This is a genomic window from Flavobacterium sp. (assembly GCF_040402955.1).
In the GTDB taxonomy this organism is placed as follows: Bacteria; Bacteroidota; Bacteroidia; order Flavobacteriales; family Flavobacteriaceae; genus Flavobacterium.
The window spans coordinates 1-16,385 of the sequence record NZ_JBBALQ010000030.1; the positions used below are offsets into that span (position 1 = coordinate 1).

General features: G+C 31.4%; 17 protein-coding genes. 9 read left to right on the forward strand and 8 right to left on the reverse strand.

Features of this window, described 5'->3' with window-relative positions; translation table 11 throughout:
• Positions 1-374, reverse strand: a 374-nt coding sequence (locus tag ABWP78_RS09150) for a DnaA N-terminal domain-containing protein (RefSeq protein WP_353170751.1), incomplete at its 3' end; no start/stop codon positions are given.
• Between the two features lie 227 nt (positions 375-601).
• Between ABWP78_RS09150 and ABWP78_RS09155 the strand changes: the two genes are divergently transcribed.
• Together ABWP78_RS09155 and ABWP78_RS09160 are read left to right on the forward strand one after the other, a co-directional pair.
• Positions 602-1,006 (forward strand): acyl-CoA thioesterase, encoded by a 405-nt coding sequence (locus tag ABWP78_RS09155; protein WP_353170754.1) that lies wholly within the window; start codon positions 602-604, stop codon positions 1,004-1,006.
• Complete coding sequence (locus ABWP78_RS09160; protein WP_353170757.1) at positions 1,006-1,761, forward strand: class I SAM-dependent methyltransferase; 756 nt, start codon at positions 1,006-1,008, stop codon at positions 1,759-1,761. The genes ABWP78_RS09155 and ABWP78_RS09160 overlap by 1 nt, the downstream gene beginning before the upstream one ends.
• A gap of 3 nt (positions 1,762-1,764) precedes the next feature.
• Here ABWP78_RS09160 and ABWP78_RS09165 read toward each other — a convergent pair whose 3' ends face one another.
• From ABWP78_RS09165 to ribD, 3 genes are read right to left on the reverse strand one after another with little or no spacing between them, the layout of a single operon-like run.
• Complete coding sequence (locus ABWP78_RS09165) at positions 1,765-2,382, reverse strand: IMPACT family protein (protein ID WP_353170760.1); 618 nt, start codon at positions 2,380-2,382, stop codon at positions 1,765-1,767.
• Between the two features lie 2 nt (positions 2,383-2,384).
• Positions 2,385-2,987 (reverse strand): HAD family hydrolase, encoded by a 603-nt coding sequence (locus ABWP78_RS09170; RefSeq protein ID WP_353170761.1) that lies wholly within the window; start codon positions 2,985-2,987, stop codon positions 2,385-2,387.
• The gene (gene ribD, locus ABWP78_RS09175; protein ID WP_353170764.1) at positions 2,980-4,023 is read right to left on the reverse strand and encodes a bifunctional diaminohydroxyphosphoribosylaminopyrimidine deaminase/5-amino-6-(5-phosphoribosylamino)uracil reductase RibD; all 1,044 of its coding nucleotides are present in this window, start codon (positions 4,021-4,023) and stop codon (positions 2,980-2,982) included. Before ribD ends, ABWP78_RS09170 begins: the two co-directional genes overlap by 8 nt.
• A 37-nt stretch (positions 4,024-4,060) precedes the next feature.
• On the opposite strand from ribD, the gene ABWP78_RS09180 reads away from it, so the two are divergent.
• Positions 4,061-4,543: a GNAT family N-acetyltransferase gene (locus ABWP78_RS09180; protein ID WP_353170767.1), complete on the forward strand. Its 483-nt coding sequence runs from the start codon at positions 4,061-4,063 to the stop codon at positions 4,541-4,543.
• An 80-nt stretch (positions 4,544-4,623) separates the two neighbouring features.
• On the forward strand, positions 4,624-5,535 hold the full coding sequence (gene prmC, locus ABWP78_RS09185; RefSeq protein WP_353170770.1) for a peptide chain release factor N(5)-glutamine methyltransferase: 912 nt from the start codon (positions 4,624-4,626) through the stop codon (positions 5,533-5,535).
• A gap of 77 nt (positions 5,536-5,612) precedes the next feature.
• Here prmC and ABWP78_RS09190 read toward each other — a convergent pair whose 3' ends face one another.
• On the reverse strand, positions 5,613-6,854 hold the full coding sequence (locus ABWP78_RS09190) for an ABC transporter permease (protein WP_353170773.1): 1,242 nt from the start codon (positions 6,852-6,854) through the stop codon (positions 5,613-5,615).
• A gap of 181 nt (positions 6,855-7,035) precedes the next feature.
• On the opposite strand from ABWP78_RS09190, the gene hisS reads away from it, so the two are divergent.
• The 3 genes from hisS to ABWP78_RS09205 all read left to right on the forward strand — a co-directional run bounded on the left by hisS (position 7,036) and on the right by ABWP78_RS09205 (position 10,179).
• Entirely contained in the window at positions 7,036-8,406 is a 1,371-nt protein-coding gene (hisS, locus tag ABWP78_RS09195) for a histidine--tRNA ligase (RefSeq protein ID WP_353170775.1), read from the forward strand.
• A 105-nt stretch (positions 8,407-8,511) separates the two neighbouring features.
• The gene (locus ABWP78_RS09200) at positions 8,512-9,870 is read left to right on the forward strand and encodes an MATE family efflux transporter (RefSeq protein WP_353170778.1); all 1,359 of its coding nucleotides are present in this window, start codon (positions 8,512-8,514) and stop codon (positions 9,868-9,870) included.
• Between the two features lie 78 nt (positions 9,871-9,948).
• The gene (locus tag ABWP78_RS09205; RefSeq protein WP_353170781.1) at positions 9,949-10,179 is read left to right on the forward strand and encodes a DUF8828 family protein; all 231 of its coding nucleotides are present in this window, start codon (positions 9,949-9,951) and stop codon (positions 10,177-10,179) included.
• Positions 10,180-10,269: 90 nt separating this feature from the next.
• Here ABWP78_RS09205 and ABWP78_RS09210 read toward each other — a convergent pair whose 3' ends face one another.
• Positions 10,270-11,835 carry a protein adenylyltransferase SelO gene (locus ABWP78_RS09210; protein ID WP_353170783.1) on the reverse strand — a complete coding sequence of 522 codons (1,566 nt, stop codon included), beginning with the start codon at positions 11,833-11,835 and terminating at the stop codon, positions 10,270-10,272.
• Between the two features lie 84 nt (positions 11,836-11,919).
• On the opposite strand from ABWP78_RS09210, the gene ABWP78_RS09215 reads away from it, so the two are divergent.
• Entirely contained in the window at positions 11,920-13,404 is a 1,485-nt protein-coding gene (locus ABWP78_RS09215) for an aminotransferase class V-fold PLP-dependent enzyme (protein ID WP_353170786.1), read from the forward strand.
• Positions 13,405-13,817: 413 nt separating this feature from the next.
• Here ABWP78_RS09215 and ABWP78_RS09220 read toward each other — a convergent pair whose 3' ends face one another.
• On the reverse strand, positions 13,818-14,690 hold the full coding sequence (locus ABWP78_RS09220; protein WP_353170789.1) for a lysophospholipid acyltransferase family protein: 873 nt from the start codon (positions 14,688-14,690) through the stop codon (positions 13,818-13,820).
• Positions 14,691-14,809: 119 nt separating this feature from the next.
• On the opposite strand from ABWP78_RS09220, the gene ABWP78_RS09225 reads away from it, so the two are divergent.
• Entirely contained in the window at positions 14,810-15,448 is a 639-nt protein-coding gene (locus ABWP78_RS09225; RefSeq protein WP_353170792.1) for a rhomboid family intramembrane serine protease, read from the forward strand.
• 458 nt (positions 15,449-15,906) lie between these two features.
• On the opposite strand, the gene ABWP78_RS09230 is transcribed toward ABWP78_RS09225, so the two are convergent.
• Entirely contained in the window at positions 15,907-16,356 is a 450-nt protein-coding gene (locus ABWP78_RS09230; protein ID WP_353170795.1) for a DUF2141 domain-containing protein, read from the reverse strand.
• Between the last annotated feature and the right edge of the window lie 29 nt (positions 16,357-16,385).

The window sequence follows — 16,385 nt, forward strand, 5'->3', positions numbered from 1 at the left end:
GGATTTTTCAATTCCGGATTTTTATTCACAACAGGCACATCAATTTCTTGAGTTTTAACAGAACTTCGATATGTACTAGGAATTTGCTCAGTAAATGGAAGTTTATTGCCAGAAGTGTTTTCCATTTTAATTTTATACACTAGCTTTGCTTGGTTTCCAAGTTCTTTAGTTAAAGCGGTTTTTAATATAACAACATAATGTTCTTCAAGCCACTCGTAAAAGAATTTACTAGGAACTTGAATATGCAAAGCATTATCTTCTGATAGACTAATTGCTACTATTGGTTCAAACCAAGTTTTAAAGGCTTGTTCCTGTATGTTGTCCTTAATAAAGGACAAGCAATTATTCCAAACAGATTTTGCTGCATTAGTCATCATGTGTTGTAATTTTAAAAAAGTTTTTAATCTAATTTTGAGAAAAAGAAAGGGTTAACTTTTTTTTACGTAGATTTTTATTGGGAGAGCAAATATGTGAACAAATTTATTTAAAAAAAAATGAAATGCTATTGTAATTTAAAAAATATTGTTGTATGTAGTTTTGATTTTAATTTAATAAATAATTAACATTAATTTTAACAACAAAAAATATATAATAAATAATAATGAGAGAATACGAATTTACGGTACGAGTTAGATACGCAGAAACCGATCAGATGGGCGTGGTGTATCATGGAAATTACGCCCAATATTTTGAAATGGGTAGAGTAGAGTGGCTAAGGAATCTAGGTGTTTCATATAAATGGATGGAAGAAAACGGTGTAATGTTGCCTGTAGTTTCTTTAGAAATGAATTTTAAAAAACCAGCACGTTATGATGATGTATTGCGTGTAAAAACAATACTAAAAAGTCAAACTTCTGTGAAAATAGAATTTGACTATGAAATTTACAATGAGCAAAATCAATTGTTAACAACTGGCTATTCAATGCTTGTTTTTGTAGATATGAAAACAGGTAGGCCAATTGTTCCGCCAAAATACGTTTCTGATAAAATTAATGAAATAATATAATGGATTTAACTGAATTTGATCGCTTATTTGATAAAGAAAATTATAAAAGACACCCGTGGGAAATTTCCAGAAAAAAGGTGCTTTTTAAATTATTATCCGATTCAGAAATAAAATTCCCTATCAAACGAATTGTGGATATTGGTGGCGGTGATGCTTATATTATTAATGAAGTTTTTAAGCACAAAATGGCAGATGAGTATTTTACTGTTGATACCGCATATTCACCCGAAATCATAGCGCAATTGAAGCTGAATTATGGGGAAAATGAAATTCATTATGTACAAAATCTTACCGATTATTTCATTATGTTTCCTGCCGAAGAAAACGTTCTTTTCTTATGTATGGATGTCTTGGAACATCTAGAAAATGAAGATGAAATTTTACAACATCTAACGCATAAAAACAATTTTTTTTTGTTTGCAGTTCCTGCTTTTCAGACTGTTTTCTCGCAACACGATGTGTTATTAGGACATTACAGAAGATATAATCTACAAGATTTGAAAAAAGTTTTATACCATTATCAATTTCAAATTAAAGATAATGGATATTATTTCTCATCATTATTATGGGTTAGGTGGATTGAATGTATCTTTAATAAAAACAAAAAAGCGTCTATTGATAATTGGACAGGTACTACTTTTAAATCAAAGTTGCTAGTAGCGGTGTTGCAACTCGATTTTGCTTTTACTCAAGTAGTAAAAAAAATCGGAATTAAAATCTATGGATTATCGTGTTATTGTATTTGTAAAAAATAAGGGTTACAGTTCTTCAATCACAATTTCAAATAATGCAGTGAAAATTTCAATGATTTCTTTGGCGTTTTTTTTCCTTGTAGCAATCTGAATCTCGCAATTCAGCTCCATTTTCTGATGAACAATCTGAATGTTTTTTTCTTTAATAATTCGCATTACTTTGTTCATATTTTTATAATCGAAAGTAATTTTAAAATACTTGTCAATAGTTTTCTCAATAATATTAGCTTCATCTAAAGTAAGTTGAGCCGTAGTTTTATAAGCAGAAATTAATCCACCAACACCTAATTTTACGCCACCAAAATAACGTACTATTACTACTAACACATTAGTAATTTCAAAAGATTGAATTTGCCCATAAATAGGCATTCCCGCTGAATTACTTGGTTCGCCATCATCGTTGGCTCTAAACTTAATGTTTTCTGTACCAATCTGATAGGCATAGCACCAATGTCGTGCTGAAAAATGATCTATTTTTAATTGCTCAAGATGTTTTCTTACTTCAAGTTCTGAAGTAATAGGGTAAGCATAACCAAAAAATTTACTGTTTTTTTCTTTAAATAAAATATTTTCAACCGATTCATCAAGGGTTTTATACGTGTCTTTAATCTCGAAATCTTGCAATTTTATAATATTTTTTTATCGAATAAATTGGTTACATCTTCTTGTCCTACAAGTATTTGCCAAGTATTAATGCCTAAGGCTTTAGCGGCTTCAATATGTTCTGCAGTATCATCTACAAAAAGTGTCTTTTTTGGATTTAAATTATTTTGCTTTAAAATTAAATTGAAAACAGCTTCATCTGGTTTTCTTACTTTGATTTCGTAGGAAAAATAAATTTTATTAAAATGAGCATAAAATTCTCTGGCAAAAGTTAAACCTACTCGATGTTCAAATTTATCAATATGTGATGGATTGGTATTGCTTAATAAAAATATATCGTACTTGTTTTGTAATTTTTCTAAAAACTCCAAACGTTCTAAAGGAAAATCACCAATAATAGCATTCCAGGCTTCTCTAATTTCTATAAGATCCACATTTGGCAGGTGTTTCTGAATGGTTTCCATAATTTGCAATTCATCTATTTTACCGGTTTCAAATAAAATAGCTGCTGCTTTTAAATCGTCTGTCCAAGCTTTTAAACCTAATTTTTTAAACGCATCAACACTGGCTTGATGATTCAAGTTTAAAAATACATCTCCTAAATCAAAAATTATCGCTTCAATCATAATTTATGTATGTTTTTAGTTGGTTATTTTTAATTTTTATAGTTTTTTCAGGAATAAAATTAAATTCTGGTCGTTTTACGCCTTCTGAAATTTTAGTCTCTGCTATAAAAACCCTCGCTTCATCCCATAAATGGTTATCTATAAATTGTTGCAAAGTAAATGTGCCGCCTTCTACAATAACAGATTGAATATTTTTTTCAAATAAATGAGTTAATATATTAGAAATCAAATGAGTATCAAACTGTATACTTTCATAAGCGATATTTATCGAATGTACACAATTTTCTTCTTCTGTAAAAATTATTGTCGGATTTTTTTTATTTTTTACATGAAATCCATCTAGAATTTTGTTAGATTTATCAATAATAATTCGAGTGGGATGCTGTCCAAACCAATCTCTAGCATCTAAACTTGGATTGTCATTTAAAACAGTAGTTGTTCCAACTAAAATGGCTTGTTCTTCTGTACGATATTTGTGCACCAATTGCCTTGAATAGTCGTTTGTGATAGCAAAAGAGGTTTTTGAATTGGGTAAAAAAGGCGCAATAAATCCATCTGCCGTTTCTGCCCATTTTAGTATAATATATGGTCGTTTTTTATTGTGAAATGTAAAAAATCGCTTATTCATTCTCAAGCATGCTGCTTCTAAAACATCTAGTATAACTTCGCAGCCTGCTTTTTTTAATTTTTCAACACCTTTTCCCGCCACTTCTGAAAAACTATCGATACAACCAATTACTACTTTCGGAATTTTATGTTCGATAATCAAATTAGCACATGGAGGTGTTTTTCCAAAATGACTACACGGTTCTAAACTGACATAAATGGTGCTTTCAGAAAGTAATGCTTTGTTTTTAACTGAATTAATTGCAAGTACTTCCGCATGTGGTTCGCCCGCTTTTTTGTGCCAACCTTCACCAATTATTTTTCCATTATATACAATCATACTTCCCACTAACGGATTAGGATATGTAGTACCTAAACCATTTTTAGCCAATTGCAAACAGCGTTTCATGTATATTTCATGCTCAATCATCTTACAAATTTAGTACTTTTACATTTTATATTTACAAATGAATTATATAATAAGAGAAATTGAATCGAAAGATAATTTGAAAATCGCTACTGTGATTCGAAATGTTTTTGAAGAATTAGACGCTCCAAAAGTAGGAACAGCCTACGCAGATCCGCATTTAAATACTTTATTTGAAGTATATCAAGCAGAAAATGAAATATATTTTATTGTTGAAATGAATGGAACTATTTTAGGAGGTTGTGGAATAGGAAATTTAGTGGAAGCCGAATTCAAAATTTGCGAATTGCAAAAAATGTATTTAGCAAAAGAAGCTCGTGGAAAAGGAATCGCAAAAGCGTTGATGCAAAAATGTTTAACATTTGCCAAACAAGTAGGGTACGACAAATGCTATATTGAAACCTTACCATTTATGAAAGATGCGCAAAAATTATATGTAAAATTAGGCTTTAATTACATAGACGGACCTATGGGTTCCACAGGGCATAATGCTTGTGATGTGTTTATGATTAAAGATTTGTAAAATGTTTCACACAAATTTCCACAAATTTTTACCGATTAATTTATGGTAATTTGTGTAAATCGGTGTTTAAAAAATATAAAATGAATATTAAAAGTTTAAAAAAGCATTTTTTCTCTGAATTGGAAACCATTCAGGAAGATTCAGAAATAGAAAGTTTCTTTTTTATTTTGACGGAATTTCTACACAATTTAAAAAGAATTGATGTTTCACTTCACCCTGATTTTCAAGTTTCCGAGTTAGATTTAGAAAAATGGAATACCATTATTTCAGAACTAAAAACCGAAAAACCCATTCAATATTTAACTGGTGAAGCCTGGTTTTATGGCTTACGATTTGAAGTGAATGAAAATACGTTAATTCCAAGACCAGAAACAGAAGAATTAGTTGAATGGATAGTTGAAAGTCAAAAGTCGAAAGTCGAAAGTCAAAAGTTAAATTCTCAAAATCTAATAATCCAAAAATCTAACAATCTAACTATTCTAGATATAGGAACAGGTTCAGGTTGTATTCCGATTACTTTGAAAAAAGAAATTCCTTATTCGTTCGTTTATGCGATTGATATTTCAGAAAAAGCGTTAGAAACGGCACGTAAAAACGCTTTTGATAATCAAGTTGAGGTGAATTTTGTTCATCAAGATATTTTAAAATCTTCAAATCTTCATATCTCCAAATCTTCAAATCTCCTTTTTGATATTATCGTTTCCAATCCACCTTATGTTCGTAATTTAGAAAAACAAGAAATCAAGAAGAATGTTTTGGATTACGAACCGCATTTAGCCTTGTTTGTAGCTGATTCTGACGCGTTGTTATTTTATAGAAAAATAGCTCAATTGGCATTGAAAAGCTTAGCACCAAAAGGTAAATTATTTTTTGAAATCAATCAATATTTAGGAAATGAAACGGTTGTATTGTTAGAGCAATTAGGTTTCAATAATATAGAACTTCGTAAAGATTTTATGGGTAATTACAGAATGATTTGTTGTAGCCTATAATTTCAACATTCAAAATTGAACATTCGTTGTTTAAAATTACGAATAACGAACTCTGAACAACGAATTTTGAAGTTTATTTATTCATAACGCAACGCTTCAACAGGATCTAACTTAGAAGCTTTAATTGCGGGATACAATCCGGAAATAATGGTTACTATAAACGTGGTTGCAAATGCCGCAATAATAGCAGCCCAAGGCGTAACAAACTCAAAACCGGCAACTGAAGCAATTAATGTACCGAGTAATAATCCTAAAATTATTCCAATGATTCCACCAATCTGACTAATAATAAAGGTTTCGGTAAAAAATTGCCAAGCAATTGTACCTCGTTTCGCTCCTAACGATTTTCTAATGCCGATTTCTCGAGTTCTTTCTGAAACGGATACCAACATAATATTCATAAGCGCAATTGTTGAACCAAATATGGTAATAGCACCAATCGCAACAGCAGCAATATTAATTATTGCAATGTTTTCACCTAATTTCTGAATTAAATCGTCACTGCGTTTGATACCGAAGTTTTCTTTCTCAACCGGATTTAATTTTCTAACTCGACGCATAGTTACTATCGAATTATCAACGGATTCGTCTAATAATTGTTTGTTACTAATTTTCACAGCTATATCATAATTTATATTTGGCTGCGAAAATATAGAACGGGCAATTTGTATTGGAACGATAATTCGTAAATCTTGATTATTACCGAAAGTTGCTCCTTTTTCTTTTAATAATCCAATGACTTTAAATTTGGCACCTCTTACAGAAACAGTTTTGTCAATAGGATTTACGCCTTCAAACAATCCATCTTTAAAGTTTGCACCTACAATACACACATAATTATTATTATCAACGTCAAAAGAATTAAAATTTCTACCCGATTCTAAATCGAAACCATTATTTGGAATAAAATTTTCATCAGCACCTAAAACAGTAATTTCTGGATCCGTTTTTTTGTTGTCAAATTTTACTTCTGCATTCGCTGATGCTGTAAATGAAAGTGATGTAGCTGTAAAAGGAAATTCAAATTTATCTTTAAATGCTTTAGCTTGCGGATAGCTAATGATTGGATTTATTTTTTGAGCACCATCATTTCGGTTAATTTGTTCTGAAAAATCATACTGACTTATTGAAAACGTATTGGCACCCATTGAAGCGAAATTTCCAAATAGATTGTTTTCTAATGCTTTAGTTAAAGTTAAAATGCCTACCAAAAAAGTAATCCCAATAACAATAATAAATACTGTTAAAAAGGTGCGCAACGCTTGACTTCTAATAGAATCAATAGCAATTTTCGTATTTTCTTTAAATAATCCAATCATATCTATTTGTAGCTATTTCTATGTTTTTGTTACATTTTATTTAGAAAATTAAAAATTCATAAAACGGATACAGATATTGCCATTGATTTTTGCTATTGATTTTTGCGAATCCATTTAAAAGTCAGATATTTGTACCTTATTAGACATACATTATACAATTTTTCAATATACAATCATAAAAATGGCATCAAAACCAAGTATTCCTAAAGGAACTCGCGATTTTTCATCTACAGAAGTAGCTAAACGGAATTATATATTTTCTATTATTAAATCTAATTTTGAACAGTTTGGTTTTCAACCTATTGAAACCCCTTCTTTTGAAAATTCGGATACATTAATGGGAAAATATGGCGAAGAAGGCGACAGACTGATTTTTAAAATATTGAATTCAGGTGAGTATTTAGATAAAGTTTCAGAAGAAGATTTATCTGTAAAAAACACTAAAAAAATTGCCGGTCAAATCTCAGAAAAAGCCTTACGTTATGACTTAACTGTGCCTTTCGCACGTTATGTTGTGCAACACCAAAACGAATTAGAGTTTCCATTTAAAAGATATCAAATCCAACCCGTTTGGCGAGCAGATAGACCACAAAAAGGACGTTTCAGAGAATTTTTTCAATGCGATGCCGATGTTGTGGGGAGTAATTCGCTTTGGCAAGAAGTAGAATTTGTACAATTATACGACACCATTTTTACTGCTTTAGGTTTAAAAGGCGTACACATTAAAATTAACAACCGTAAAATATTATCTGGAATTGCGGATGTAATTGGTGCTTCTGATAAATTAATAGATTTTACCGTAGCATTAGATAAATTAGATAAAATTGGCGAAGAAGGTGTAAAAAAAGAAATGCTTGAAAAAGGAATTTCTAAAGCAGCCATTGAAAAAGTGCAACCGCTTTTCAATTTTACAGGAACCATTCCAGAAAAAATAGAAAAATTAGCTACACTTTTAGCTTCTTCAAATGAAGGCTTAAAAGGTGTTGAAGAATTGAAATTCATCTGTAATGCTATTAACGAATTAGGTTTACAATCGGCAAATTTAGACGTCGATGTTACTTTAGCTCGTGGTTTAAATTACTACACTGGTGTCATTTACGAAGTAGGTGCTCCAACGGGTGTCGCTATGGGTTCTATTGGTGGTGGAGGTCGTTACGATGATTTAACTGGTATTTTCGGATTAAAAAATATGAGTGGTGTTGGAATTTCTTTCGGATTAGATCGAATTTATTTGGTTTTAGAAGAATTAGGTTTGTTTCCAGAAACAGTAACTACCACTTCAAAAGCGTTATTTATTAATTTTGGTGAAGCTGAAACGTTATTTTCATTAAAAGCCATCATGCAATTACGACAAAATAATATTAAGGTAGAAATGTATCCTGATGCCGCAAAAATGGCAAAACAGTTTCAATTTGCTGAGAAAAAAGGGATTCAATTTGCGGTTTTAGTAGGGGAAGAAGAAATGAAACAAAATCAATATAAAATTAAAGATTTGATTTCAGGAGAACAAGAAACGGTTTCGTTAGATCAATTAGTAGAAAAATTAAAATAAAATATTACGCAGAGTTACACAAAGATAAACACAAAGACACCCAAAACTTTTTAGTTTAAACTTTGTGAAATTCTGATAATCCTCTGCGAACCTCTGTGTAACAAAATGAAAAAATACTTCCAAGAATTCAAATACAATTTCAATTTAGCGTTACCTGTTATTTTAGGTATGGTCGGTCATACGTTAGTTGGAGTAGTAGATAATATTTTTGTTGGACAATTGGGTTCTACAGAATTAGCGGCGGTTTCTTTAGGAAATAGTTTTGTGTTTATTGGAATGTCAATTGGAATTGGATTTTCTACAGCCATTACGCCAATTATAGCTGAATTTGATAGTACAAAAGATAGAGAAGGCGGAAGAACGGCTTTTCAAAACGGATTAATTTTATGTACTATTTTAGGTTTTGGATTGTTCTTTTTATTGCTTTTTGCCAAACCTTTATTGTCATACATGAATCAACCCGCAGATGTAGTAAAATTAGCTAAACCTTTCTTAGATATTGTTGGTTTCTCATTGGTGCCTCTTGTGATTTTTCAAGCATACAAACAGTTTGCGGACGGAATGAGTGAAACCAAATATTCTATGTATGCTACAATTTACGGTAATATTATTAATGTAGTAATTAATGCTTTATTGGTTTTTGGATTGTTTATGTTTCCAAAAATGGGTATTGTTGGCTCTGCGATTGGAACATTAATCGCACGTGTATTTATGGTTATTTACATGCACTATTTATTGTCTAAAAACGAAAAATTCAAATCCTTTTTTAAGAATTTTGGTTGGCAATCTTTTCAAAAAAGTGTTTCAGATAAAATTATTAAGTTGGGTATTCCTTCCTCCATGCAAATGTTTTTTGAGGTGGCTTTATTTACTGGCGCCATTTGGTTGTGTGGTATGATTGATACTACCAGTCAGGCAGCCAATCAGATTGCATTAAGTTTGGCTTCGCTAACTTTTATGTTTGCGATGGGATTAAGTGTTACGGCTATGATACGTGTGGCCAACCAGAAAGGATTAAATGATTATAAAAAACTAAATACGGTAGCGCATTCTATTTTTTTAATGGCCATTATTTTAGAAATTATTTTTGCTGCAATTTTTATGGTGGGGAGTCAGATTTTCCCTTCGTTTTTTGTAAATTCAGAAATGGCATTAAATGCATCTGAAATAAAAGAAGTACTTTCTGTATCATCAAAATTATTAATTATTGCTGCTTTTTTCCAAATTTCAGACGGCATTCAAGTAGTAGTTTTAGGCGCATTACGTGGTTTACAAGATGTAAAAGTGCCTATGTATTTAACCTTTGTGGCCTATTGGATTATTGGTTTTCCAATATCTATTTATTTGGGATTGTATACAAATTTAAAAGCAGAGGGCGTTTGGATTGGTTTATTAGCTGGATTAACAGCCGCTGCATTGATGCTTTACCTGAGATTTCGATTTCTATTAAAATTACATAGATAAAAGACAAAAGATAAAAGAGGAAAGACAAAAGATTTGTACTTTTGAAAATTGAAAATTTATAATTGAAAATTTTAAAATATGGAATTACCAAAATTTGTAACAGGCGACAACACCGATTTTCCAGATGATATTTTTGTCATTCATTTAGAATATCCTCGATTTTTTATCAATCTAAAAGATGATTCTGTAGAATTTTTAGAAGATGTTGAAGAAGAAGATCAAAAAGAACTGGAGGTTGAAATGGAACATTTAATTACGCTAGCTGGCGAATTTTACGACCGAGAAATGGAACGTTACGAAAAAGCATAATAAAAACCGATAGTTAATCTATCGGTTTTTTAATCTAACAATCTAAAAGTCTAAGAAATCTAAAAATCTAAGTAGTCTAATACGTCAAACCTAAGAACTGCAGCTTAGCATAGAACTTCCAATTTTTTCTCTAGCCCAATCGGGTCTTTTTGCAAACCATTTTTCAAATTCGGGCTGTTCCTCATAGGGAAGTATAAGCAGTTTGTACAATTCATTTAATAACGAATAATCTTCTTTTTCTGCTAATTCAATAGCCATTTGCGCCATATAATTTCGTAAAACATATTTCGGATTCACCGAATTTTGAAGTGTTTTTCGTTCGTTATCTGAAAGTAGTTCTTTATTTAAAAGAGCTACATAATGTGCAAACCAAAAATGCCAAGTTTCTAAAATAATTCCTGTAACTTCTTCAGGTTTGTAAAAGGCGTCAGTAATTTTTGCCAAACAAACTTCACTTGTATCTGTTTTTTCAATCTGATTTAGATTTCTAAAGAAAATCGTATAATCTGTTTCCGTTTGTTCTAAATTATAAAGTAATTGTTGAATCAGATTTTCGTTTTCGTCATTTTTGGATGTAATACCTATTTTTTTCAACATCATTTCTAAAAAATCTTTATCGTATTTTTTGGCATAATCATTTAGAATTTCTTCCAAAGGCGCTGCTTCTTCAATTAGCGGATATATTGCATTTGCCAATTGATATAAATTCCATAAAGCAATATTCGATTGGTTGCCAAATCGGTATCTTTTTCCTGCTGCATCAGTTGTATTGGGCGTCCAATTCGGATCGAAGTTTTCAAGCCACCCGTAAGGTCCGTAATCAATGGTGATGCCGTGAATACTCATATTGTCGGTATTCATTACGCCGTGTACAAAACCCACTCGTTGCCAATGAAGTAGTAATTCTCTTGTTTTTTCGGCAATAGTTTTAAAAAATGCAATGTATTTTTCTTTTCCTGTTGTATTAATTTCAGGATAATAATTTGTAATCGTATAATCGGCAAGTAATTTTAAATTTTCAACGTCATTTTGAGACGACAACAATTCAAAACTTCCAAATCGTATAAAACTTGGCGCTATTCTACAAACAATCGCCCCTTTTTCTACTGCCGCATTTCCATCGTACATTACATCTCTAACCACTTCATCGCCAGTTGAAATTAAAGATAAAGAACGAGTTGTTGGCACACCTAAATGAAACATTGCTTCACTACATAAATGTTCTCGAATAGAAGACCGCAACACAGCTAAACCATCAGCTCTTCTGGAGTAAGGTGTAGGTCCTGCGCCTTTTAATTGTAATGTAAATAACTGATTATTATGTTCAATTTCACCAAGTACAATTGCTCTACCATCGCCCAATTGTCCTGCCCAATTCCCAAATTGATGACCAGCGTAGTTCATAGCAAACGGTTTAGCGTTTCCTATAATTTTGGCACCAGATATTAAATTTAAAAACGCCTCTGAGGCAACAAAATCATCCGAAAAACCAATTAAATTCTGAACTTCTTTGGAAAGATGAATCAATTTTGGCCGACTTGGTATTTTTGGTTTTACATAAGAAAAAGCGGTATTATTTACTTGACGCGTAAAGTTTTCTTCAATTGGATCTGAAGGTAAATTTGTAATGAACTTATGTAGAAATTGAATAGACATTAGCTTTTAATAATTCACAAAGTTACTGAATAAAATTTTTAAATATTGTCTATTAAAATGTATATTTGTGACAAATTTCGTAAGATGAATGCAATAGAAACAAAATCTAAGTTAGAAACTTATTTTCAGCAGTTTAGAAAAGATATCATCGGTATTAATCAATCGTTTGTTTCGCCTTTTGGAGAACAAAAAATTGTTTATACGGATTGGACGGCAAGCGGAAGATTGTTCCGTCCAATTGAAGAAAAACTAATGGATACTTTTGGACCTTTTGTAGCCAATACGCATACAGAAACTTCAATAACTGGAACAGCAATGACGATGGCCTATCATGAAGCGCGTCATATTATAAAACGCCATGTAAATGCTACAGATAATGATGTTTTGATTACAGACGGAACTGGAATGACTGGCGTTGTAAATAAATTACAGCGTATTTTAGGTCTTCGAATTCCGGAAAATTTAAAAGAATATACTACCATTTCTAGTGAGTTAAAGCCGATTGTTTTTATATCGCACATGGAGCATCATTCTAATCAAACATCTTGGTTAGAAACTATTGCCGATGTGGTAGTGATTCCTGCAGATGAGAACGGCTTATTTTCCATAGAAAATTTCACAAAATTAGTGCATGAATATAAGGATAGAAGTTTTAAAATTGCATCTATAACTTCTTGTTCAAACGTAACAGGAATTAGAACACCTTATCATGAAGTAGCAAAAATTATGCATCAAAATAACGGTGTTTGCTTTGTTGATTTTGCCTGTTCAGGACCTTACGTAGAAATCAACATGCATCCAGAAGATAAAGAAGCGTATTTAGATGCGATTTTCTTTTCGCCACATAAATTTTTAGGCGGACCTGGTTCTTGTGGTGTGATGATTTTTAACAAAGAACTTTATAAAAATAACATTCCAGATTGTCCTGGTGGTGGAACGGTTTCTTGGACAAACCCTTGGGGTGAACACCAATATATTGACAATATTGAAGATAGAGAAGACGGTGGGACGCCTGGTTTTTTACAAGTGATAAAAACGGCGCTTGCGATTCAGTTGAAAGAAAAAATGGGTGTGCAATCTATTTTAGAAAGAGAACACGAATTGGTTGATTATATTTTTGAACGATTAGCACCAGTTGAAAACATACATATTTTAGCCGCAGAGCATTCGGATAGGTTAGGGGTAATTTCATTTTACATTACCGATTTACACTTTAATTTAGGAGTAAAATTATTAAACGATAAATTCGGAATTCAAGTTCGTGGTGGTTGTAGTTGCGCCGGAACATACGGGCATTATTTGCTAAATGTAAACCAAGAAACCTCAAATTCTATTACTTGCAGTATAAATGAAGGCGATTTAACCAATAAACCAGGTTGGATTAGAATGTCAATTCATCCAACAACTACGTCAGAAGAAATTCAATTGGTTTGTGATGCGATTATTGATGTTGCAGAAAACTTCACCTCTTGGCAAGAAGATTATATTTATAATCCTACAAAAAACGATTTCAATCATAAAGACGATACCAAGCCAGAAGTAGCTATGGTGAAAAGTTGGTTTCTATAAACACATAAGAACATAGGAACATAGGAAAATATAAAATAGTTTGAGTAGCTTAGCTATACAAAGAAAATATAGGTTTGTTAAAAAGATTATATAATGCAGGTAAAGAGTCTAAATATGAAGTCAAAACAAATAACCTTTATAAAGAAAATAAGTAAGGGCTATTTATTTAAACTTTTTTTATTCAATTTGATATTTGTACTACTTTATAAGTATTATCAACCATTATGTGAACCTTGTCTTATTTGTACTGATTGTCCACCTTGCCTTTCCAAGCAGCAATACTTTATTTTATATTTTGGTTTAGCTTTAAATAGTATAATAGGTTTGTACTGCCTATATAAATATAGTAAAATGAAAAAATAAAAATTATTTTTTCCAAAACCCTTCACCTTTTACCCAACACCCAACACCTTTTACCTCATATGCTTCCAACGTTTATGCGTCCACAAGTAAAATTCTGGGGCGCCATAAATTTGTTGTTCTACTAATTTCAGGAAATTGCTAGTGATTTCGTAATTCGGTATGTCTTTGATGTTTTCATCACAAAGGATTTCGAAACTACCTTCATAATAACCTCGTTTTAATTTCTTAGTTTTTAAGAAAATCACATTCATATCGTATTTTTTGGCTAACATTTCACCGCCTGTATGAACCGGAACTTCGATTCCCATAAATTTTTCCCAATGGTGTGTAGTACTTAATTTTGGCGATTGGTCACTAACCAAGCCATATAAACTATAATTTTTATTTCTAAAATTAGTAGCCATCGTTGGAATGGTTTCTTTACTATCAATTAGATTACTTTTAAATTTAGAACGAATTTGGCGAACTAATTTATCAAAATACGGATTGGCTAATTTTTTATACACACCATAACCCTTAAAGTGAATATGATAATTCATAGAAACCGCCCATTCATAACTGGCATAATGCGCGCACAGTAAAGCAATACTTTTTTCTTTTTTTTCTAATTCATAGTACACTTCCATATTTGAAAAGGTGTAGCGTTTTTCAATTTCCTTTTTTGAAATTGATAATGTTTTTATCATTTCAAGAAATAAATCGCACAAATGAGCATAGAATTTTTTCTCAATTACTGTTCTTTCCTTTTCAGATAGATGGGGTAGTGCTAGTGCAATATTTCCACGTACCACTCTTTTTCTATATTTAAAAATGCGATACACAAGAAAGTACACAAAGTCAGATAATAAATACAATATAGGAAAAGGTAATATGGAAATTAACCAAATGAACGGGTAAATGATAAGATATAATAGAAATTGCATGAATATTTTTTTTACAAATATACGTGTTTTGTTATTTCTTAAAAAATTATAGCATAATATGTTTTTGGTATTGATTTTTCAATATTTATAGTACCTTTAGCTTCATTAAATTATTAGATATGTATTCTGTTTCAACCATTATTATTGCTAGTACAGCTTTGGCTACGTTTATGGGTTTGTCCAATGTTGCTTTTTTTGATCGTTTTAAATTCAGCATTTCAAAAATTAAATCAGGCGAACAATTTCGAATGATTACTTCCGGTTTTTTACATGCCGATTGGTTTCACTTTGCGTTCAATATGTTTAGTTTTTGGAGTTTTGCTAATTTTTTAACTCAAGAATTTAGTACCACAAATTTTCTAATTATTTATTTTGGTAGTATGTTAATTGGTAGTGTGTTAACCTATTACATACATAAAAACGAACCCTATTATTCTGCTATTGGGGCTTCGGGTGCGGTGACAGGAATTATTTATTGCGCCATTTTATTATATCCAGAAATTGAGTTGAGAATGTTTTTTGCCATTCCGATACCAGGATATATTTTTGCTTTTCTGTATTTGGGATATTCCGTTTATGGTATGAAAGGGAGAAATGATAATATTGGGCACACCGCACATTTAGGTGGTGCCATTGGCGGTTTACTAATTACATTACTTTTAGTACCAAGTCTGTTTCAATCCCGTTTAATTTTTATTGGTATTTTGTTAATTCCAATTGCAGTTTTAATGTATTTAGTAAAAACCAAAAAAATATAGTTTGTATAAAATATAAAAACCAGAACGAACTTCTGGCTTTTTAAAATCTAAGAATGGCGAGTAGCCATAAACAACTTTTTAAAGGTTTTATAACGGTTTGCGGCTTGGCGAAGGTGGCGATTTTACCACTGAACATTATACGAAGCACACACTTCAAATTTACGAAAAACTGTCATACGAAGCACTACACCGCCACTTTTGCCAAACCGCTGTTATAAGCTGGCCTTCTGTCTGTCGAGGTTGTAGAGTTCTTGCCTGCCGTTGGTTTCGCTGTAATTGTCGAGCTACTTTTGTGTCGCCAGAGCGGTTGCAGGTTTTTAAAATTTTAGAAGGGGAGATTTTAAAAAATAAAATTTTCTTTGGGTGGCAAAGGTGAAAGCTCTTTTGCAATTTTTGGTCTGTGCGTTGGCTTGTGCGAATTGCAAATGTGCTTACACCTGTGTGATGGCTTAACTGTCTTACATATAAATCACCTTTACACTAATTGACTTGTTTTCTTTTAACTCAAAACTTGCTTTTGAAAAGTTAGGTCTGTTTGTCAAACCAATTGATTGATAGTTTGAGAAACCAATGCCTTCTATTGGCAAAACAAATCCTTTGTCAATTTTACAATTCTTGTTCTCATCGTGTAAAATGTTAACTGCATACTTTCCTGATGGAATATTTTTAAAAGTAATCGTAGATGAGCCGTTTATAATTTCTCCTTTCAAAATTTTGTAATAATTCTCATAATCTTCATCGGGAATTGAGCCGTCTTTGTTATACAGTGCAAATTGAACTATTCTCTTTGCATTCCGTAAATTCTTTACCTCTATGGTTAAGGAATAAGTATCTGTATTGGGATTGGCAAATGAATAAAGTGTTAGTGATAACGCAAATGCGATTAGTGTTATGATTGCTATTTTCATTTCAATTATTTTTTACGATTTATTTTTTC